Origin of the sequence: Staphylococcus sp. TE8, assembly GCF_000692055.1 — a bacterium.
GTDB lineage: Bacteria > Bacillota > Bacilli > Staphylococcales > Staphylococcaceae > Staphylococcus > Staphylococcus capitis.
The window spans coordinates 912,361-934,809 of the sequence record NZ_JMGB01000001.1; the positions used below are offsets into that span (position 1 = coordinate 912,361).

Annotated in this window: 22 protein-coding genes; 1 reads left to right on the plus strand and 21 read right to left on the minus strand. The window is 33.2% G+C overall.

Features of this window, described 5'->3' with window-relative positions; translation table 11 throughout:
• Positions 1-10: 10 nt before the first annotated feature.
• From CM54_RS04250 to cmk, 17 genes are all read right to left on the minus strand, one after another.
• Positions 11-328 carry a nucleotide pyrophosphohydrolase gene (locus CM54_RS04250; RefSeq protein WP_002453277.1) on the minus strand — a complete coding sequence of 106 codons (318 nt, stop codon included), beginning with the start codon at positions 326-328 and terminating at the stop codon, positions 11-13.
• Positions 329-498: 170 nt separating this feature from the next.
• Entirely contained in the window at positions 499-1,194 is a 696-nt protein-coding gene (locus CM54_RS04255; RefSeq protein ID WP_002433625.1) for a zinc metallopeptidase, read from the minus strand.
• A gap of 44 nt (positions 1,195-1,238) precedes the next feature.
• Positions 1,239-1,838, minus strand: a complete 600-nt coding sequence (locus CM54_RS04260) for a DUF1405 domain-containing protein (protein WP_037549172.1) — start codon at positions 1,836-1,838, stop codon at positions 1,239-1,241.
• Positions 1,835-2,401, minus strand: a complete 567-nt coding sequence (locus CM54_RS04265) for a YpiB family protein (RefSeq protein ID WP_037549175.1) — start codon at positions 2,399-2,401, stop codon at positions 1,835-1,837. Before CM54_RS04265 ends, CM54_RS04260 begins: the two co-directional genes overlap by 4 nt.
• A 14-nt stretch (positions 2,402-2,415) precedes the next feature.
• Positions 2,416-3,660, minus strand: a complete 1,245-nt coding sequence (locus CM54_RS04270; protein ID WP_002433612.1) for a tetratricopeptide repeat protein — start codon at positions 3,658-3,660, stop codon at positions 2,416-2,418.
• A gap of 3 nt (positions 3,661-3,663) precedes the next feature.
• Positions 3,664-4,965: a 3-phosphoshikimate 1-carboxyvinyltransferase gene (gene aroA / locus CM54_RS04275; RefSeq protein ID WP_037549177.1), complete on the minus strand. Its 1,302-nt coding sequence runs from the start codon at positions 4,963-4,965 to the stop codon at positions 3,664-3,666.
• Between the two features lie 9 nt (positions 4,966-4,974).
• Positions 4,975-6,039: a 3-dehydroquinate synthase gene (gene aroB, locus CM54_RS04280; RefSeq protein ID WP_037549178.1), complete on the minus strand. Its 1,065-nt coding sequence runs from the start codon at positions 6,037-6,039 to the stop codon at positions 4,975-4,977.
• Positions 6,040-6,065: 26 nt separating this feature from the next.
• Positions 6,066-7,232: a chorismate synthase gene (gene aroC, locus CM54_RS04285; RefSeq protein WP_037549179.1), complete on the minus strand. Its 1,167-nt coding sequence runs from the start codon at positions 7,230-7,232 to the stop codon at positions 6,066-6,068.
• A 192-nt stretch (positions 7,233-7,424) separates the two neighbouring features.
• A complete protein-coding gene (gene ndk / locus CM54_RS04290) occupies positions 7,425-7,874 on the minus strand; it encodes a nucleoside-diphosphate kinase (RefSeq protein WP_037549180.1) in 450 nt (149 codons plus the stop codon).
• 144 nt (positions 7,875-8,018) lie between these two features.
• Positions 8,019-8,978: a polyprenyl synthetase family protein gene (locus CM54_RS04295; RefSeq protein ID WP_002433857.1), complete on the minus strand. Its 960-nt coding sequence runs from the start codon at positions 8,976-8,978 to the stop codon at positions 8,019-8,021.
• A gap of 1 nt (position 8,979) precedes the next feature.
• Complete coding sequence (locus CM54_RS04300; RefSeq protein ID WP_002433785.1) at positions 8,980-9,705, minus strand: demethylmenaquinone methyltransferase; 726 nt, start codon at positions 9,703-9,705, stop codon at positions 8,980-8,982.
• Position 9,706: 1 nt separating this feature from the next.
• Positions 9,707-10,279 carry a heptaprenyl pyrophosphate synthase subunit A gene (locus CM54_RS04305; protein WP_002433592.1) on the minus strand — a complete coding sequence of 191 codons (573 nt, stop codon included), beginning with the start codon at positions 10,277-10,279 and terminating at the stop codon, positions 9,707-9,709.
• Positions 10,280-10,717: 438 nt separating this feature from the next.
• Positions 10,718-10,990 carry an HU family DNA-binding protein gene (locus CM54_RS04310; protein WP_002433931.1) on the minus strand — a complete coding sequence of 91 codons (273 nt, stop codon included), beginning with the start codon at positions 10,988-10,990 and terminating at the stop codon, positions 10,718-10,720.
• Positions 10,991-11,160: 170 nt separating this feature from the next.
• The gene (locus CM54_RS04315; RefSeq protein WP_037549184.1) at positions 11,161-12,159 is read right to left on the minus strand and encodes an NAD(P)H-dependent glycerol-3-phosphate dehydrogenase; all 999 of its coding nucleotides are present in this window, start codon (positions 12,157-12,159) and stop codon (positions 11,161-11,163) included.
• A 20-nt stretch (positions 12,160-12,179) separates the two neighbouring features.
• Entirely contained in the window at positions 12,180-13,490 is a 1,311-nt protein-coding gene (gene der, locus CM54_RS04320) for a ribosome biogenesis GTPase Der (RefSeq protein ID WP_037549185.1), read from the minus strand.
• Positions 13,491-13,703: 213 nt separating this feature from the next.
• Positions 13,704-14,882 carry a 30S ribosomal protein S1 gene (rpsA, locus tag CM54_RS04325; protein WP_002453288.1) on the minus strand — a complete coding sequence of 393 codons (1,179 nt, stop codon included), beginning with the start codon at positions 14,880-14,882 and terminating at the stop codon, positions 13,704-13,706.
• 406 nt (positions 14,883-15,288) lie between these two features.
• Complete coding sequence (cmk, locus tag CM54_RS04330) at positions 15,289-15,948, minus strand: (d)CMP kinase (RefSeq protein ID WP_002433890.1); 660 nt, start codon at positions 15,946-15,948, stop codon at positions 15,289-15,291.
• 77 nt (positions 15,949-16,025) lie between these two features.
• On the opposite strand from cmk, the gene CM54_RS04335 reads away from it, so the two are divergent.
• The gene (locus CM54_RS04335) at positions 16,026-16,994 is read left to right on the plus strand and encodes an asparaginase (protein WP_037549186.1); all 969 of its coding nucleotides are present in this window, start codon (positions 16,026-16,028) and stop codon (positions 16,992-16,994) included.
• A gap of 56 nt (positions 16,995-17,050) precedes the next feature.
• Here CM54_RS04335 and ypdA read toward each other — a convergent pair whose 3' ends face one another.
• From ypdA to CM54_RS04355, 4 genes are all read right to left on the minus strand, one after another.
• The gene (ypdA, locus tag CM54_RS04340) at positions 17,051-18,037 is read right to left on the minus strand and encodes a bacillithiol disulfide reductase YpdA (RefSeq protein ID WP_037549188.1); all 987 of its coding nucleotides are present in this window, start codon (positions 18,035-18,037) and stop codon (positions 17,051-17,053) included.
• Between the two features lie 189 nt (positions 18,038-18,226).
• Complete coding sequence (ebpS, locus tag CM54_RS04345) at positions 18,227-19,873, minus strand: elastin-binding protein EbpS (RefSeq protein ID WP_037549190.1); 1,647 nt, start codon at positions 19,871-19,873, stop codon at positions 18,227-18,229.
• 243 nt (positions 19,874-20,116) lie between these two features.
• Entirely contained in the window at positions 20,117-21,496 is a 1,380-nt protein-coding gene (locus CM54_RS04350) for a RecQ family ATP-dependent DNA helicase (protein WP_037549193.1), read from the minus strand.
• Entirely contained in the window at positions 21,483-22,445 is a 963-nt protein-coding gene (locus tag CM54_RS04355) for a helix-turn-helix domain-containing protein (protein ID WP_037549195.1), read from the minus strand. The genes CM54_RS04350 and CM54_RS04355 overlap by 14 nt, the downstream gene beginning before the upstream one ends.
• Between the last annotated feature and the right edge of the window lie 4 nt (positions 22,446-22,449).

A 22,449-nucleotide genomic window follows, 5' to 3' on the forward strand; every position in this document is an offset into this window, starting at 1 on the left:
TTTCTATATATTATTTTCTTTCGAAACGATCTTTATCTCGTGTATTAAATTTCTCCATCGTTTCATTAAAACTTTCAGTCATATCTATATCTAGTGAATTAGCGATACATAATAATACAAATAAGTTATCTCCTAATTCAGCTTTGATGGTATTGTCAGCTTCAGAATCTTTTTTCTTCTTTTCGCCATAATGATGATTAATTTCTCTTGCTAACTCTCCTACTTCTTCAGTCATTCTAGCGAGATTTGCTAGTGGTGAGAAGTAGCCTGCTTTGAATTGACCAATATATTCGTCAACTTCTTTTTGCATTTGTTCCATCGATTTCATTTTATGGTATTCTCCTTTAATGCGTTTCTCATATAGTATATTACAATTTGTTAGTTGATGCATTTCAAGTGCAATAATAGAAACTGTAGATTTATGTTGAAAATAAAAAACCTGGTAAGTATTACATCTACATGTAATCTTAACCAGGTTTATAAAAAGTATTTATTATATTATTCGCTTGATCTTGCAAGTAAAATGATACGTGCAAGTTCAGCTAATGCTACTGCTGTTGAAGCAACATAAGTCATTGCTGCTGCAGATAACACTTTCTTAGCGTGTTTGTATTCTTTCTCATTTACGATATTTAAAGCAGTGATTTGCTTCATTGCTCTTGAACTAGCATTAAACTCAACAGGTAATGTCACAATTGAGAATAATACTGCAAGTGACATTAATCCAGCACCAATCCATAATGCAGTTGAACCAAATGCACTTCCGAAAGCAGTTAACACGATACCTAACATGATAACCATGTAACTTAAAGAACTACCGATATTAGCAAGTGGTACAAGTGCACTTCTAAATCTTAATGGTGCATAACCTTGTTGGTGTTGAATTGCGTGCCCAACTTCATGGGCTGCAATTGCTGTACCAGCAACTGAAGGTCTATCGTAGTTTGCAGGAGATAAACAAACAACTTTTTTACTAGGGTCATAGTGGTCTGTTAAGAATCCGTCACCTTTAACGACATCAACATCGTAAATACCATTTGCATGTAGTATTTCTTCAGCAACTTCTCTACCTGTTTTACCACTAGTGGATCTCACTTGTGAATACTTTTCATAATTAGATTTAACTTTATGTTGAGCCCACATTGGGATGACCATTAATATTACGAAATATATAATCATAGATATTAAAGACATTAAACTCACTCTCCTCTAGTATTATTTTACTGACAAAATAGTGTTTAATCAAATGTTTTAACTTTCATAAAACGTTGTAAAACTAAGTATAAAATTAAGGCGCTTATACTCAGACATACTGATAATACTCCGATTTGAAATGTATGTGAAGCAATAAAGTCATAATAAGGAAATTGACCGAAACCATAATCGATTATGTCATTAATCAATACCCATATTAAAGCGACTAAGAACCCAGTCATTGTTACTTTAAAGCGTGGATAAAAATAGATAGCTTCAACGGCCATAATACCGTGGGATACAATTAACATAATACCGTTAATTGTCACTTCACCCTGCTCAACAAACATAAGAATATTCATGATAACTGCCCACACAACATACTTAATTAAAGTTACAAAGGCTAGAGCATTTAAAATTGCGGAACGTTTGTTAAACAACATGAGCATGATAGATAAACTTAGAAAAAGTGATGCTGTGGGGCTATCAGGTACAAATGGTTTAAAATAACGTGGAGTAATATAAAGTTGTCCACTATACCAATCATAGCCATATATCGTTCCTGCCACATTACATATAAGTAAGAAAATAAGCACCCATTTCCTATAAAGAGTCATTTCCCATATCCATTTATAGTCACTCATTGTTCTTCCTCGTGTATAGCATCAACGTCTTTCATTTTCAATGCATTTAAAATTTGTGTAAGTTGATAAAATCTTTCAGGTTCATTCATTTGTAAACTTAAATCAATATTTTCTTGTAAATTTTCAATCAAAGAAGATTGCTTTCTTTGATTCATTGAAATCGCATATAAATCTTGTACGTATGCGGAGTAACTTGGTGAATGAATCAATTGTGCCAAGATTAAATCGTCGTAGCGAGGTTCATACTTATGATTATCCGCAAAATGTATTTGAATATCTAGACGAATTGTATTATTAGCGATATATTCAAAGATTTCATTCGTGTTAATGTATGTTTGATCGTCTTTAGTAAATTGAATTGCAGAAGCATGTGCGTTTACTTCTGCAATTTCTAAAGTATGATGTTGTTTAATTTTTCCACTTACGAAATGAACAAGGTTCAGTTTGTCATGATTTGCTTTTAAGTAATTAAGTACCCAAACGGTAATGCGTGATTTGAAACGGTATTGAAATAGTAAATACTCTAAAAAGCTTTGTTTCATTCGTATGAGCGATTCATTCATTAGTATTCACCCACTTAAGATTGGATTCTCATAGCTTCATCATGCCAAGTTTCATTACTAGGATCAATTTCTAATAATTTATCTAAAATTGATTTTGCTTTGTCTTTATGTCCAATTTCTAATAGATAGAAATAATAATCGCTTAAAAATTCAGACTGTGTGTTTAAAGTCGGGTATGCTAATTCGAAGAAATGTTGAGCTTCTTTATCGCGTTCTTCATGACCATAAGCATATGCTAAATGCCACATAAACACAGGGTCTAAGTCTTCCTCATCTACAAAGGTAAGAAGTTGAATAATTGCTTCATAATCTTCTTCATTTCGGTATAAGTCACTTAATATTAGCAATGGTTCATGATAGGCATTGTCGACTTCAAGTGCTTGTTTTAATAATTCAACACCTTCATTCGCATCGCCATGCTCTATTTCTAAGCTACCTGTAGACACCATAAGCTCTTTGTAGAACTGACTTAGTCTAAGCCCTTCTTTACCTGTTTCAATCGCATCTGGGTAGTTCTTTTCATTTTCATATAATGATTGTAAGTAGAAATAACCTTGAATAAAGTCAGGATCTTTAGACAATAATGTTTTCATGATTTTTATCGCTTCTTGCGTTAAATCGTTCTTTTCATAAGCAATAGCCTTTTTGAAATAATCCTCAGAGTTCATTTCATCTTCACTAATTTCATCAAATAATCCAATAGAATCTGTATAGTTACCACTTTGTAAACTACAGTCGGCCATTCTTGAAAATAAATTAACGCCATTCACTTGGTATTCGCCTGTCTCTAGTACTGTCTCATACTCAGTTGTAGCGCGTAAATATTGTCCATCAAAGTATAGTAATTCAGCTAAAGCGAAATGTATAATTGGGTCGTTAGGTTCAATTTCTAACGCTTCTTGAAGCTTATCAATGGCAACTTCCAACATATTAATTTGTTGATATAAATCAGCTTCTAGCATTAACTTTTCAGTTGATGTTTCAACTTCAGCTAAATATTCTAATGCTTCATCAGTTTGATTCTCAGACATTAATCCTTCAATAAAGTAAATAAGTAATTCACTTTCATCAGGATATTTATGATATAACGTTCTAAACACTTCTAAACCTTGAGGTGTTAAACCGAAATTATATAATGTTTCGCCTAAGATAAATAACGCGTCATCGTTATTTGAACTTAATGCTTCGTTTACACGAGAGTCTAAATTCTCTAATTTTTGTAGATTGATATCGTCTATTAATTTATAGATATCTTCCATAATTTATTTTCCCTCATTTTCTAAAAGCTTTAATTTTGGTAAGAAACCTGGGAAAGATACATTAACTGCGTCAAATTGCTCTATTGTTAAAGGTTCAGAACTTAGTAACGAAGCTACAGCTAACATCATACCTATACGATGATCCGTTTGACTATCTACTGTCGCACTCGCTTTAAATTCGGAAGGATGTATAATCAATCCATCGTTTGTTGGTTGTAGGCTGAAACCTAGCATATTGAGCATATCAGCAGTTGTATCTATTCGATTCGTTTCTTTTACCTTTAATTCTTCTGCATCTTTGATAATACAAGTACCTGAAGCTTGAGTGCATAATAATGCGACCACAGGAAGTTCGTCAATCGCTTTAGGTACTATATCACCTTCAATAGTAATTGGCTTTAAAGTTGGGGTGTATTTAACTCGAATAGAAGCTGTAGGTTCAGCGTCGTGAGTCACGTTGTTTAATTCAATATTACCCCCCATAAGTTCAACGATGTCTATGATACCTGAACGTGTCGGGTTAATGCCAACATTATGAATTGTAATATCGCTTCCAGGTGTAATTAGCGCGGCTACAATAAAGAACGCTGCTGACGAAATATCTCCAGGCACATGGAAATCCTGTGCTTTGATGTGTTGAATTGCATGAGGTGAAGTTCGAATCGTCTTACCCTCAATCTCTATTGGAATATTAAAATGTTCAAACATTGTCTCTGTATGATTTCTACTCACATCAATTTCAGTGACGGTTGTTGCTTCCTCTGAAAAGATACTCGCAAATAAAATTGCACTTTTTACTTGAGCACTAGCAACCTCCATTTGATATTCTATACCTTTAATAATAGATGGCTTAATAATTAAAGGGGTATAATTTCCTTCAATACCTGAAATATGAGCATTCATTTGTAACAATGGCTTTAGGACACGATCCATAGGTCTTTTACCAATAGAAACATCACCAGATAGTACACTTTCAATTCCTAAACCACTAAGTAGTCCCGCTAATAAACGTGTTGTTGTTCCAGAATTCCCCGTATACAACACTTGGTGTGGTGTCTTAAATTGTTGATAACCAGGTGAGTCAATAATGATTGTCTCTTCATGTTCAGTTATTTTAACACCTAATAACTCAAATATTTCCATAGTACGGCGACAATCTTCTCCAAGTAAAGGCTTATAAATTGTAGTTTGACCTGTCGCTAGAGATGCAAGCATGATTGCTCGGTGTGTCATGGACTTGTCTCCCGGAACTTCTATTTCACCCTTTAAAGGGCCATTGATGTCGATAACTTCACTATTAGTCATGTTTATCACCTACCTAAAATATGACTGTAATTGATTAAATGCTTTAAGATGTCTCGTTTTATCAACATGAAGTACAATAGGACTACCCCAATCTTGAAGTAAGACCATTTGAATACCTTCACTGTTATTTTTCTTATCAAGTAACATAAATTGATATGTGTCTTCAAAATTAAGCTTAGGGATAATCTCTAAAGGATAATTTAAACATTGGAGATAATTAATGAAATGTTGAATATCATATTCGGTATGCAACATTTGATTAGCTACAATAAATTGATAGAGTATGCCTATCATTACTGCATGACCATGTGGTATTTTATGTTCATATTCCACAGCATGACCAAAAGTGTGACCTAAGTTAAGAAATTTTCTCATACCTTTTTCTTTTTCGTCTTCAACAACGATGTGCAATTTCGTTTCTATGCCTTTAAATAAGTAATAGTCTAGTTGATCTAAAGATTTTAACTGTTTATCAGAACTAAAATGTGCCTCTATATTTTGCGTAGCTTCCTTACCATTCAATAATGCATGTTTATAGACCTCAGCATAACCACTCAAAACTTCAGTATAAGGTAGCGTTTCTAAGAAATTTAAATCATAGATGACAGCTTTAGGTCGATAAAAGGCACCGATAAGATTTTTACCATGCTTTGAATTAATACCTACTTTTCCGCCAACACTTGAATCATGTGCGAGAATCGTAGTAGGAACTTGGATAAATCCTACACCTCTTAATAGAGTTGCAGCAATGAAGCCGGCGAAATCACCCGTTGCCCCTCCACCTAAAGCGATAATACATGTTTGTCGTGTTAATTGATGACTTAATAATGATTCCATTGTTTGATTGTATTGGCCAAATGTTTTAGTTTGTTCGCCAGCAGGAATGATAATTTTCTGCGCATGATGCTTTTTAGTTAAGGTATCTATTTTCTCTGAAAATTGGTAATACACATTAGCGTCAATAATGAAGAATACTTTGTCATAATCTTTGGTAAAAGAATCCAAGTATTCAATTGCATCGTGCTCCACAATAATTGGATAGTTGTTATTTTCATAAGTTGTTTCAAGTTTCATCTTATCACCTCTTAAGGATGGTGTATTTAAAATTCAATGTTTAACTGACGACGTTCTTCGATTTGTGATTTTAATTGATCGATGTGATTAGATTGGAATTCTTCCAGTAATGCTTTTGCCAATTCAAAAGCTACAACATGTTCACATACCACACTTGCAGCAGGAACCGCGCAACTATCAGAACGTTCAATCGTCGCTTTGAAGTCCTCTTTAGTATTGATATCTACTGAGTTTAAAGGTTTATAGAGTGTTGGAATAGGTTTCATTACTCCATGTACAATGATTGGCATCCCATTACTCATACCACCCTCAAATCCTCCAAGGTGATTCGTAGCTCTATAATAACCGCTATCGCTATCGTAATGAATTTCATCTTGAATCTCACTACCTGGTTTTTCAGCGGCTTTAAATCCTTCGCCAAAACTAACACCTTTAAAAGCATTAATACTTACAACGCCTTGCGCGATGCGACCATCTAATTTACGATCATAGTGAACATAACTCCCTACGCCAACAGGCATATTCTCTGCCATAACTTGAACTACACCACCAATTGAGTCGCCTTCTTTTTTTGCTTCATCAATTTTATCACGCATTTGTTGTGCGATATCTTCATTAATTACACGTACATCGTTTTTGTCAATATTGGCTTTGAAAGTTTCAGTATCATAAAGGCCTTCATCTTTAACGCCACCTATTTCAACCACACGACTGTACATATGAATATCTAGTTGTTCTAAGAGTATTTTAGAGACAGCCCCTACAGCGACGCGTGCTGCGGTTTCTCTAGCAGATGAACGCTCTAATACATTTCTTAAATCACGATGATTATATTTCATTCCTCCAACCAAATCAGCATGTCCAGGTCTAGGTTTTGTAATGGTACGCTTCATGTTTTCTCTTTCTTCATCGCTTATTGGTGCTACGCCCATAATTTTTCTCCAATGCGTAAAGTCATCGTTAGTCACGACTAAAGTAATTGGACTCCCAAGCGTATAACCATTTCTTACTCCAGAAACAATTTCAATTGCATCCTTCTCGATTTGCATACGACGTCCTCGACCATATCCGCCTTGACGTTTAAACATTTCCTTATTAATATCTTCAGCTTTAATTTCTAAATTAGCTGGTACACCTTCAATGATGACTGTAAGTTGTGGACCATGTGATTCACCTGAAGTGAGGTATCTCATGAGCGCACACTCCTTTCTCTTCTTTAATGCATTAAATTGTAATATGTTTAATATATTATCATATTCATACACACAACATAAGTCTTGAACTTTAGCGTCATGTAACTTCATTGGTGAAAATAAAGAGAACCGATTTAACTTTCGCTAAATCGGTTCTTAGTGGATAAAATGAAATTCATTTATTTATATTTTTTATTCGTATAACCAGTCTTCTCTTGGTGATGTATAATCAGCAATTTCATTGCTATTAAACCATAAACTAATTTCACGTTGCGCTGATTCTACAGAGTCAGAACCATGAATAATGTTTCTTCCAACTGTTAAACCAAGATCGCCTCTAATCGTACCAGGTGCGGCTTCAGAAGGATTAGTACTACCGATAATGTGACGAGATACTGCGACAGCATCTTCTCCTTCTACAACCATCGCAAAAACAGGAGCTGAAGTTATAAATGAAATTAATTTTTCATAGAAAGGTTTACCTTCATGTTCGCTGTAATGTTTCTCAGCTAATTCAGTAGGTACTTGCATCAATTTACCACCAATAAGTTTTAACCCTTTGTTTTCAATTCTTGAAATAATTTCTCCAATTAAATTTCTTTGTACTGCATCTGGTTTGATCATTAAAAATGTACGTTCCACTTTGCGTGTCCCCCCGTAAGTTGTGTTTCATTCATTTACCGAAATATGTATAGGCTTATTTCCTATCGAACAAGATAAGCTTTTATCCTGCCACCATTTCATAGTAACAGGATAGTGAAGCGCTTTCAATACTTTTCACAGAACTTACTTATTTCTACTGCCCATTTTTTTAATGAGTTTTTTAAATAAAGTTTTATTAGGTCCCTCTTCTAATTCCTCAATTAAAGCAATTGCTTTATTTAAATACTTCTCACTTATTGCTTTAGATTCTTCAATGTTATCGGATTTTCGAATAGTTTGAATACATGTATCGAAATCAGATTGAGGACTTTGAGCATTTAAGTTAGTGATTTTTTGTTTGAAATCCTTATTCTTTCTCATTTCTAAAAGTACTGGCAAAGTAATATGACCGTTCATCAAATCGCTACCTACAGGTTTGCCCAATTTCTTTTCTGAGCTTGTGAAATCCAAAACATCATCAATGATTTGGAAACTCATTCCAATATAATGACCAATAAGTTTCAATTTGCGTATAGTTTCTTTAGAAGCACCAGAAGTAATTGCACCTACTTCAGTAGCTAATTGAATCAGTAAAGCAGTTTTACGATTAATACGACGCAAATAATTTGTAATATTTTGTTCGCTATTAAATTGATCTTGAAATTGAAATAACTCTCCCCTACATACGTCTACAATAGAGTTAGAAATAATAGAGTGAACGCGAGCATCTTTAATCTCAGATAGATGTTGAAGACCTAATGCAAGTAGGAAGTTTCCTGTTAATATAGCAGTGGTTTGATCCCATTTTTTAGAAATTGTGGGACGTCCTCGACGCTTGTCACTCTTATCAATAACATCATCATGGACGAGTGTAGCCATATGAATGAGTTCTAGTGCTACAGCCACACGATAGGTATCTTCTGAAGTACCTTCACTTGTGCCAAACTGACTGCTTAAAATTACAAAAACAGGACGTACTCTTTTACCACCTGAAGATAATAAGTGGAAAGAAGCCTCTTCTAGAGTTTGATCCGTACTTTGAATCGCACGTTCCAAACGTTCTTCAACTTTTTTTATTTCATTATTAATGTTTAACTTTGCCACGTTAATCACCTTTGGTAGAATCTTTTTCTTTATAGCCAAGGTGCATTGCAGCAACGCCACCTGTGAAGCTACGTACTGTTATATCATTAAATCCTGCTTCAAAGAATAAACGTTTTAACGTTTGCTTATCAGGAAAATTAAATGTTGATTGCTGTAACCATTCATACTCTTCTTTAGACTTAGCGAACATTTTACCGAATATAGGCATCACAAACTTGAAGTATAGGCTATAAACTTGTTTGAATAATGGTAAAGTAGGTTGACTTGTTTCAAGGCATACTACCATACCACCTGGTTTTAGTACACGGTGCATTTCTTGTAATGCAACAAGATAATCTGGTACATTTCTAAGTCCAAATCCAACTGTCACATAATCAAATGTATTATCATCAAATGGTAAGTTCATAGCATCACCATGAACAAGTTTCACATTGTTTAATGAAGATGTTTTTTCTTTTCCAACTTCTAGCATGTTCTCGCTAAAATCTAATCCAGTCACATGTCCCTTGTTGCCGACTGCTTTACTTAATGCGATTGTCCAGTCAGCAGTACCACAACAAACATCTAATGCTTGACTACCTTCTTTAACACGCATGTGTTTCATCACGTGTTTTCTCCAAACTTTGTGTTGTTCAAAGCTAATAATATTATTTAATCGATCATATTTTTGAGAAATATTTTGGAATACTGTATGTACTTGTTCTTTTTTTGCTTGATTTTCACCCATGTTAATTACCTCTTCTTTTTATATAGCTTTGATTAATTGTATTGAAATATTGGTCGATTGCTTGTTCATCATATTGATTTAAATATGAAGGATAATAGCCATCATCATTTTTAGTTAATTCATAGAATAAAGCGTACTTATCAACTTTCTTTCCAAAATGAGCAAGCGTAATATAAGGGAAAAGTACTTCAATATCAATGATAGCTTCACTTATCTCGTATTCTGACAATGTTTGCTGATGAAGTGAAGATTTTAATTCGTTTACTTTTACAATAGCTTCACTCATTGATAATTGATAAGAAAGATCATTAATTTCTGCTAATAACGTATAATAATGAGCACTTAGCAAATCTCCAATTAAAATTCCATTTTTAGATAAGTTATTCTTAGCAATATCATCTAGATGACTCATTGAAGTGTCAATAGTGAGGCAAGCAAGCTTAGCTTTTTCAGGAATAGAATATGAATCAAGTAAATTTCCTAATGAAGAATTAATATGAATCGATTCGTAATCGTTTATACCTTTAAGCCTTTGTTCTATTTGTTTATTTAGTTTGCTTATTGTCGTTTCCATGTTCACACCTCACGATATTATCATAATAATATTAACATTATATGTATGAAATTAAAATCTATAGGAGTTGTTCTTTTATGTAAAACTCCATTTGTTTAAAAGTGTTGATGTAAATATTACTCTTAATGTTATATATGTAAAAAAATGGGAGTAGAATAAAAAACTAATTCCTCTGTTAGCTTCATTACCCCACTCCTATTTAGTCAATTTATTTTATTTAAAAAGAAAATTAAGTATGTAAAAAAGAATACCTACTATTAAATAATATAAGGAATACATTAGTCTTCGACTAATGCATAAAACCAACTAATAACAACACAGTTGTAAAATGAACGCCTTAGTCTTTGACTAATGCATAAGAACACCTATTTATTTATTAATAAAAAAAGGTGTTCTAAAAAATAAAAAAAGCCCCTGTGGGGCTTTTTGTAAGTAAAATTATTTAACAGCATCTTTTAATGCTTTACCAGCCTTGAATGCTGGTACTTTACTTGCAGGAATGTCAATTTCTTTACCTGTTTGAGGGTTACGACCTTTACGAGCAGCACGTTCACGTACTTCGAAGTTACCGAAACCGATTAATTGTACTTTTTCACCTTTAGCAAGTGATTTTTGGATTGATTCGAATACAGCGTCAACTGCTGAACCAGCTTCTTTTTTAGTTAAGTCTGCTTGTTCTGCAACTGCATTGATTAAATCTGTCTTATTCATTATGAATTCACCTCCTGAGGTTTTATAATGATATATTAAATATCATTATGTTTAGACTTTAACACACTGATTACTGTCATCGCAACGATTTATGCGTTAGAAACATTGATTTTACGCGTTTCATGATGAATTTTTTGAATATTCCTTCTAAAAGTGTAATTATACACTTGTCATTCAGCTTTTTTACCTCTACCCATAAGCTCTTTAACGCTTTCATTAACAGGTACATCTTCAAATAGTACACGATATAATGCACTTGTAATAGGCATATCTACATGTTCTTTTTTAGCTAAATGATAAACAGATTTAGTCGTATAAACACCTTCAACTACCATTTTCATTTCTTGTAAAGCTTCATCCATTGTTTTACCTTGTCCTAATTTAAAGCCAAGCGTATAGTTTCTTGAATGTGTTGAGGTACATGTCACGATCAAATCACCAATACCTCCTAATCCTAAGAAAGTCATTGGATCAGCACCTAATTTTTCTCCTAGACGACTAATTTCTGCTAAACCGCGCGTCATTAGCGCAGCTTTAGCATTATCACCAAAGCCCATACCCGCTACAATACCGCTAGCAACGGCTATAATATTTTTGAGTGCGCCTCCAAGTTCAACACCCACCAAGTCATTATTAGTATAAACACGTAAATAATCATTCATAAATAGATCTTGGATTAAAGCACTGATTTTCTCATCCTTAGAAGATGCTGCTACAGTAGTGGGTTGTTTAATAACTACTTCTTCTGCATGACTTGGACCTGAAAGAACACCAATACCCGCATTGTGTTCTGATGAAATAGAATCATCTATCATTTCAGACACACGTTTAAATGTACCATTTTCAATTCCCTTAGCAACATGTATAAATGTTTTTTTAGAAGTAAGCAGTTTATCAATATTAGTAGCTACTTCTCTCATTGCTTTCGTAGGTAGAGCCATTAGATAAACATCTGCATGCTGTGTTGCTTCTTCAAGTTGAGTTGTTGCTTGAATCGTTTCATCTAATTTGGCATCTTTTAAATAATTTTTATTCATATGGTGCGTATTTAATTCGTTAACACTATCGTTGTTTTTTCCCCACATTAATACGTCGTGACCATTTTGGGCTAAAACATTAGCAAGTGCAGTACCGAAACTACCCATGCCAAAAACTGTTATTTTTGTCATAATTAAATCCCCTTTTTTAATTAATTTCTCTTTCTAGGAATAATATGGATTGGCGTTCCTTCGAAACCAAACGCATTTCTAATTTGATTCTCTAGATAACGTTTATATGAGAAGTGCATTAATTCTACATCATTAACAAAAACTACAAAGGTAGGTGGTTCTATTGCAACTTGTGTTGTATAGAATACATTTAATCTTCGCCCTTTGTCTGTTGGTGTTGGATTCATTGAAATTGCATCCGTTACGACTTCATTAAGTGTTGAGCTTTGAACACGTTTTTTATGATTTTCACTTGCCTCAGTTATGTATGGGAAAAGTGTTCTTAAACGTAAGCTCTCTTTAGCTGATACAAATGCAATTTGAGCATAATCCAAGAATTGAAATTCATTTCTAACATCTTCAGTGAACTTTTTCATTGTTTTGCTATCTTTTTCAACGGTGTCCCATTTATTTACAACAATAACAATAGCTTTACCTTCTTCATGAGCATATCCAGCTACACGTTTATCTTGTTCAATAATACCTTGTTCAGCATCGATGACGACAAGTACGACATTTGAACGTTCGATTGCTTTTAAAGCGCGTAATACTGAATACTTTTCAGTGGATTCATAGACTTTCCCCTTTTTACGCATACCTGCAGTATCTATAAGAACATAATCCTGTCCTTCATATGAATATTCAGTATCCACAGCATCTCTAGTTGTACCTGCAACATTTGAAACAATAACACGCTCTTCCCCTAGAATTGCATTAACTAGACTAGATTTACCAACATTTGGTCTACCTATAATAGAAAGTCTAATTGTATCTTCATCATAAGGATCTTCGGTTTCTTCACCAAAGTTCTCAACTACGGCATCAAGTAAATCCCCAAGTCCTAAGCCATGTGACCCAGATATTGGATAAGGATCCCCAAAACCTAATGAATAGAAATCATAAATATCATTACGCATTTCAGGATTATCTACTTTATTTACTGCTAATACAACAGGTTTCTTAGATTTATATAACATTTGTGCAACCATTTCATCACTTTGTGTAAGTCCTTCTCTTACATTTACCATGAAAATGATAACATCTGCTTCATCGATAGCAATTTCTGCTTGTGCACGTATTTGAGTTTGGAAAGGTGCATCCCCAATTTCAATACCACCCGTATCAATGATATTAAATGCATGAGTTAACCATTCACCAGAAGAATAGATACGGTCACGTGTTACGCCTGGGGTATCTTCAACAATCGATACACGTTCGCCCACTACTCTATTAAAAATTGTAGATTTACCAACATTAGGTTTGCCTACAATTGCAACTATCGGTTTAGTCATAAGGTAACTTCCTCTCTTTCTTAATCTCTATAATTTTATCACATGAATGCGCTTATTCAAAACTTCATTAGATGTTTATCGTCATGTATAAAGGGCTTTTTACAATTTTCATAGAAAAATAAAACTCCAATTAATGTTCTAAGAACTACTTAAAGTTCTAAGACTTAATTGGAGTTTATAATATAAAATATACAAGAAAATTAATCGATAATATTAAAATTTAAGGTCTTTAAATTTATCTCCGAAAACATCCCCTAAAGTTGGGTTATCTTCATCATTATCATTTTCTAAATAAGATTGTGTTGTAGATTCATCACTTTCGATAACATCTTCTTTAGGTAATGTAGCTTTAATTGATAAAGAAATTCTTTCATTTTCTTCATCTATTCCTAAGATTTTAACGTTAACTTGTTGACCAGGTTCTAATTTTTCACTAGGTGAACCAATATGTTTATGGTCGATTTCAGAAATATGAACTAAACCTTGTACGGCAGGAGCAATTTCTACAAATGCACCGAAGTTAGCTAAACGTACAACTGTACCTTCAATAACGTCATCTTCGTGGAATTTACCTTTGATATTTTCGAAAGGTGTTGGTAAAGTGTCTTTAATTGATAATGAGATACGCTCAGAATCTTTTTCGACTGATTTGACTTTGACTTTTACATTATCACCTACAGATACAACTTGTTCAGGTGATTCAACATGTTCGTGTGATAGTTCTGAAACGTGAACTAAACCATCTACACCACCGATATCAATGAAAGCACCAAAGTTAGTTAAGCGAGCTACTTTACCGTCAATAACGTCACCTTCGCTTAATGAATCTAATAATGATGCTTTTTTAACATCATTTTCAGCTTGTTCTACAGCTTTACGGCTTAAAATGACTCTATTGTTTTCAGGATCTAACTCTTCCACTTTAATGCGGATAGTTTGTCCATCAAATACAGAGAAATCTTCAATGAAATCAGTTGAAATTAGTGAAGCTGGTACGAATCCTCTTTGACCAACATCTACGACTAATCCACCTTTTACTACTTCAGTAACTTCAGCTTCAATCACTTCATCATTATCAAGTTTTTCTTGTAAGTATTCATATGATTTTTCAGTTTCAAGCTGTCTCTTAGATAAAATATACGCGCCTGAGTCGTTTTCTTCATCGAACTCAATTTTAGTGACATAAGCTTCAACCTCATCACCGACTTTAACTACTTCACTTGGATTTTCGATGTGGTGAGTAGAAAGTTGGCTGATTGGGATGATACCATTAAATTTACCACCGTTGATGTGCACAACAACTTGTTTATCTTCAACTTGTTGAACCTCACCAGTGACTTTGTCACCTTCTTTAATATCATTAATCATTGATTCATTGAATTCTTCAGTCATCTTGTTTGCCTCCTTATACACTACATAATTATAACATCTTATAAACTGACAGAATTGTCAAGAAATTCTACTTTAAATATACTTTCTTATTCAAGTTAATCACTTAAGAAAGTTGACTGTCAGTCATAAGCCAACCACTTCATTTAATATTATGGCTTAGATTATGATTTAAATCTTTTAAATGCATCCATCAATTCCTTAATATTATTTCAATGATATCTACTTATTAAGATATGTTAAATTATTAATTTGAAAAAATATAGTTTGTAACTATTCACGGATGCAAATCTTATTTTCCAAGTTAATTATATAGAACATTAATACTTAGTTAAACTGATATGCTTAATAAAAAGACTATAATCATATACCAAGTGGTACATCAATTATAGTCTTTAATAACTTATACTTATTTAAGATGATCTACCATAGATAAAATTTCGTTAGTTACTACTTCAATAGACTTTCCAGTTGTATCTAATGTGATTGCATCGTCAGCTTTCTTTAATGGTGAAATCTCTCTATTCATGTCGTAGTTATCACGATCTTCAATTTCTTGTTTTAATTGCTCTAGATTAGATTCAATACCACGTAATTCATTTTCCTTTTGACGACGTTCTGCTCTCTCTTCAACGGAAGCAATCATGTAAACTTTAAGTTCAGCATTAGGCAATACAACCGTACCTATATCTCTTCCATCCATAACAATCCCTTTTTTGGCTGCTAAATCTTTTTGAATTTGTACTGCAAATGAACGAACAGGTTCTTTTGAAGCAACGTAAGAAACATGATTAGTGACGTCATTTTCTCTCAAATAATCAGTCACATCTTTCCCATCTAAAATAATTCTTTGTCCTTTTTCTTTATCATAAGTTAATTCTAACTCAGTACTTTGAATTAACTCGTCAAAATTACTCGGTTTGCCATTTTGTAAGTATTTATATGTTATGGCACGATACATTGCTCCTGTATCAACATATATCATAGTTAAACGGCTAGCAACTTGCTTAGCAATGGTACTTTTTCCTGCAGCTGCTGGACCGTCTAATGCAATATTGATTGAACTCATTATTCATTAACCTTCCTTGTTGTTTTGTAAATATTATTTTATCATAAAAAAGTAAAAGATTAATAGGAGGAAAGACAATGAAAAAACTCCTTGTTATACATACTGGTGGCACTATTAGTATGTCACAAGATGCTTCAAATAAAGTTGTAACCAATGATGATAATCCTATATCAAAACATCAAGATATCATTGGTCAATACGCTCAAGTGGAAGAAACACATTTATTTAATGTTCCTTCTCCCCACATGACTATAGAAAAAGTTACTCAACTTCAACATAAAATTATTCAATGCGTTGAAATAAGTGAATATGATGGTTATGTTATTACTCATGGAACTGATACTTTGGAAGAAACAGCATTTCTACTCGACTTATTACTTGAAATTGAAGAACCTGTTGTTATTACTGGAGCCATGAGATCCTCTAATGAAATTGGTTCTGACGGTTTATATAATTTCATTTCTGCAATAAGAGTTGCTTCTTCTAATGATGCCTCAGGAAAAGGCGTAATGGTGGTCTTTAATGATGAAATACATACCGCTCGAAATGTAACCAAAACCCACACTTCTAATATCAATACATTTCAAAGCCCTAACCATGGACCTCTTGGGGTTTTAACAAAAGATAGAGTACAATTTCATCATCATCCCTATCGTCAATCTTCTTTTAAGATGATAAACCATCAATTGTATGTGCCTCTTATAAAGTCTTATATGGGAATGGGTAGTGACCTTTTAGAGTTTTATGCGAACCAAGGTGTCGACGGTATAGTCGTAGAAGCTCTCGGGCAAGGTAACTTACCCACTACATGTTTACATGGACTTAAGCAAATCCTTGATAATGGCATCCCTATCGTTCTTGTTTCAAGATCGTTTAACGGTATTGTAAGTCCTGTCTATGCTTATGAAGGTGGCGGTGCTGATTTGTTTGAAAAGGGTGTTATATTTTCAAATGGATTAAATGGACCTAAAGCAAGACTTAAATTATTAGTTGGTCTAAGTCAAAATATGAATCATCAAAAATTAAAAAATTATTTTGAAGAATAATTTATAAAAAACGAGTTGTATGCCTCTAAGCCAAGGTATACAACTCGTTTATTTTATTATGACTCAAGTGGTGTTTGTTTTTTACTAAGTATACTTTGTGTAATAATGCCACCGTGGTATTTACCGTTTTCAATGAAGATAGTATTAGCATCATTACCCGCGGCAATGACTCCTGCGATATAGCAATTTTCAACGTTTGTTTCATACGTTTCACGATTGTAAACAGGTGCTGTACCATATTCATTAGTATTGATTTCTATACCAATAGATTCTAGGAAATTGTAATCAGGATGGTAACCAATCATTGCGAACACGTAATCATTTGCAATCTCAATTGTACGTCCATCCTTTTCATAAGTGACTGTATCTTCAGTAATTTGTGTTACATTAGCGTTAAATTCCATATTTATTTTTTCATGGTTAACGAGTGATTCAAAATTTGGTAATATCCATGGTTTAATCGCTTTTGGATATCTTTCACCACGATAAATGACTGTTACATTTGCTCCAGCTTTTTCTAACTCTAAAGCTGCGTCTACTGCAGAATTTTTACCACCAATAATTACCACATTTTGATTGAAGTATGGGTGTGCTTCTTTAAAGTAATGAAATACTTTAGGTAATTCAGCGCCCTCAACCTCTAATTTATTATGTTGGCCGTAATAACCTGTCGCGACAGTTAAAAATTTGCATTCATAAACATCTTTAGTTGTTGTAATGGTAAACTTATTATCAATTTTTTTAACTGTTAAAACTTCTTCAAATGGATGTATGTTTAATTGATGATGTTTAACAACTTCTCTGTAATAGACGAGCGCTTGATTTCGTCTCGGTTTACTTTCTTCGACAATAAATGGAATATCTCCGATACTCAACTTATCACTTGATGAAAAGAAAGTTTGATGAGTTGGATAATTGTAAATTGATTCTACAACATTCCCTTTTTCTATTACTAAAGTTTCAATCCCTTTTTTCTTCTGCTCTATAGCAGCGCTTAAACCGCATGGGCCACCACCAATTATAATGCTTTCAACTCTTTGCATGATTTGCCCTCCTTTAATCACCAAATTATTATATCAGTTATTAATGATTTTAGCTAAGCATGAAAAGAATAAAATTAAAAAAATTGAGTATATTCATGTGAATATAAATATAAAAGAATGAAGTTAAATTAAAAAACGTTCTCTTGGCAATTGCCGAGAGAACGTTTTTTATAGTGTGCTTTATGGTTTCTATTGAGGAATAACTAACGTTTGACCGTTATGAATGTCATTACTACTTAAACCATTAGCACGTTTGATTTTATCAACATTTTGCTGAGTACCCTCACCGTAATACTGGATTGCGATACGGTATAGGTTTTCTTTACCGTTTACAGTATGAGATTGTTGACCTTGGGTATTTTGTTGATTGTTATTGTTACCTTGTGTAGAGTTACCATTATTTTGTTGATTATTTTGTGTACCTTGGTTTTGGTTGTTAGCAGTACCGTTTTGATTAGATGAATTATCTGTGCTATTTGCATTTTGATCTGAACCAGCAGCACCACCGTTAGCACTATTACCATTTTCATCTGAATTTGAAGCGCTATTATTTGAAGAAGCTTTATCTTTGTCGCTGTCTTTATTGCCATCTTTATTTTTATCTTTGTCTTTGTCTGAAGAAGCTTTATCTTTATCATTTGCCTTTTTATCAGAATCTTTCTTACTTTGGTCAGAAACTTTATTATCATCGTTTTTACTATTATTATGATTGTTTAATGCCATTCCACCAAAGATAGCAATTGCACCAAGTATAAGCACTGCAGCAATCAGTGGTAATAATATCTTCATTATTCCACCTTTTTTCTTATTGTCACGGTTATCATTTCTACGGTCATAATTGCGGTCGTCTCTATTGTTGTTTCTATCGTCTCTACGCCCTTGGTCATGTTGATTGCGATTATCTTTATGTTTGTCATGTTCATGTTTTGCTAATCCAGCAGCTCCAGCGGCACCTGCAGCGCCAGTTCCAACAGCAGCAGCTTTTTTACCTTTACCAGATTTCTTATCATGATCTTTATTATCTTTGTTACGTCGTTCATGATCGAAATCTTTGTCATGTTTGTTATTGCGTTTGTCATTAGTGTCATGATGTTGATCATGACTAGCATGTTTGTCTTCATGATTTTTATTTTTCTCATCATGGTGATGTTTAGCAACACCGGCAGCACCCGCAGCGCCAGCAACACCTGCACCTGCGGCAGCAGCTTTTTTACCTTTACCAGATTTCTTATCATGACGTTCTCTATCTTCATCAAAGTCTCGCTCTTCGTGGTCTTGTTGACGACGATGATTGTCTTCAGTTAGATCATTATTATGACCTTCATTAACTTTAGGTCCAGGACGAGCACCTGCTTTTTTATTAGATTGTTGAGCAGCGTTACCAGTAGCTCCAGCACCTGCAGCTCCACCAGCTATAGTTGCATCTTTTCCGCTACCTAATCTATCATCTTGTGCACCTTGGTCTTCACGCACGTTATTACTTGAACGGTTTAAATTTTCATCATGATCGTGTTGACCGTGGTCTGTGCGAGATGCTGTGTCGTAATTATCGTTTTCACCATTATGTAATGATGCTTCATCATAGCGATCATCTAGTGAATTATTTTCATTCGAGTTGTCGTTACGTTCATCTTGTTGTTTATTATGATTAGTAGCAACATCACGACGTCTCTTACGACGTTGTGCGTTTCTAGGAGGAAATTGTTGATTTGATTTATCCTCAATATTTTCTTTTGATTCATCTTGCTGTTCATCGTTTACACGATTGTTGTGTTCTTCTGGATCAATAGATTGACGATTTTTTTCAAAATCATCTTTGAAACTATTATTAGACACAAACATCATCCTTTCTTTGTTTAAGTGAATTTAATAACGTTACATTTAATATACCCACGTATAAGTGTGAATATGTATGAAATTTAAAAATATTTAATACATTTAAATAAGTCTTACATTTTAATTATAGCTTGATAAAATTCTTTAAGTAAAGCGATAGCTAGCCTGAGAATGAAGATTGCCAATTTAGTCAGAAATAAATGATGCTTCATAATCATTTTAATTAGATATAATTATCTGAAGTTAATCTTCAAATAAGTTTTGCAATTTTTCTTTATAATTCATTTTCCTTTTTACTTTTTTGCGATTAAAAGTTTTTATTTCTTCCAATTCAGTATCATTGTCGCAACATCTTACAGGTTTATCCGGATGTTCACCAAAAAACTCGAGTAAATAATTACGGCGACATTGATCTAAATTTTTATAGCCTAGTATGCGCATGTATCCTAAACGTTTACGTTGAAATGATTTTTTAAATATTGATTTAAGGTCATTAATTGTAAACTGACGATATAACGTATCTAGAATATCCTTTTTAACGGGTGGTAAAAATTCACCTAATTCAAACATAGAGATATCCTCTTCAGTCATCATATCTGCAAACAATAAGGTTTCTAAAATGAAACTATCATCGGGTTGATACAAGCTAATGGCTTGACTCGGTTTACCATCTCTTCCTGCGCGACTAATTTCTTGTAAATAATTGGAAGGACTTGAAGATAAATGAAAGTGAATGACAGTTCGGATATCTTTTTTATTTATTCCCATCCCAAAAGCACTGGTGGCTACGATAATAGGTATATCATTATTTAAAAATTGTTGTTGAACAGTTTGACGTTCTTGATAACTTAAATCACCATGATAAATGCCCGTTAAGAATCCCGCCTCATAAATTAATTTAGCTAATTCTAGACATCTTTTCTTAGAGGAAATATAAATAATCGTGGGTCCTGAATAGCTTAAAAAAGGTATGAGCCACTTTATTTTCTCATCATCATCGTTAAAATTCTTATGTTGTAAAGAAATGTTATCTCTATTCATACTCGTTTTAATGACATTTAAATCAATACTAAGAATATGTGATAAATCTTCTTCTAAATGTGGTGGAGCTGTCGCAGTTAACGCAAGTATACGCGCATTTTTGAAGTGAGAAGTGATTTGTCCAATAAGGGCATAATGTGGTCTAAAGTCATAACCCCATTCTGATAGACAATGAGCTTCATCTAGAACTATTAAACCAAAGTCTAAATGTGATATTAACTTGAAATTCTGTGGCTGTAATAAAAATTCGGGACTTAAATAAATGAATCGACTTTGTGAAATTTGATTAATATGGTTTCTCTTTTCGATTTCATCCATACCTGAATGTATATATGAGACGTGAGATTCACCATTAAGTTTCATTTGCATCACTTGATCATCCATTAAAGAAATTAACGGTGATATGACTAACGTTGGTTTCTCAATTAAATATGTAGGAAGTTGGTAACATAAACTTTTCCCGCTTCCTGTAGGTAAAATACCTAAGGTGTGTTTACCTGCTAATATGCTTTCAATAATCTCCTTTTGGCCACGTTTGAAAGTCTCAAATCCAAACCATTCTTTAAGTTTATCTTCTAACACGTAAGTCACCTCGCTCAATACCTACGATGATTAATTTTATTTGAAAATAAGTTAAGTCTTCAAATGCTTGTTTGTATTCTCTTAATCTTAGGCCTATGTGATGATCATAATATTGAATAAATTGATCAATTTCATTTTGATTGACATAAGTGTTGTAATCATTCTGATAACCTTTAATAAATATTTCCAGTACATGATCTTCAATAGTATTTATTTTAACGTTTTGATGTTCTGCTATTTCTTTCATATTCATACCGTGTAGTAATTTTTGATAACTTAGAAAAGTTTGATTTAACAACTGAGGTAAGATAATTGTTTGAGATAGTATAGGATAATTAGATTCGTCTTCAATCTCATCTAATAAATCTATCAGTTGATTCATCTCTAATTCAAATAGTTCAGATTGCTTTATATCCTCTATCAAACTAATTTTCTGACGAGTATACATAGGTTCCTCATACCCTTGTAGATAGTAATGTAGCACATTCTTATTATTGTGACGTTCTATTGCGTCGAATAGTGAATATATTTCTGATATAAATGACGCTTCCAATTGAGATAGTTTGATATGATTATATAGCTGTTTCACTTTCTGTTGTACGTAAGTATTTTGAACTACTGGAATAAATTTAAAAGAATCTTTGCGAGTATTCGATAATGTTTGGATAAGTAGTTGTATACAACTAAATGTTCGGGTTAAACTATCATATGTATATCGAGGATGCGTTTTGATATCTAATTCATGATTAAAATCATCCTTTTGTAGTATAAATCGCTCAAAAGTAGGATATTTTAAATTGGGTAAACTATGATATAATGACAAAAGTTGTTGGCTCGAAGCGTCAAAAAAAGTTTGATGAGACTTCTTGCCTATTAAAATATTATAAATACTTTTATTTGTTTTGTAGTTAAATGCATGATCAATAGCATAAGATAATATATCGTACAAATTA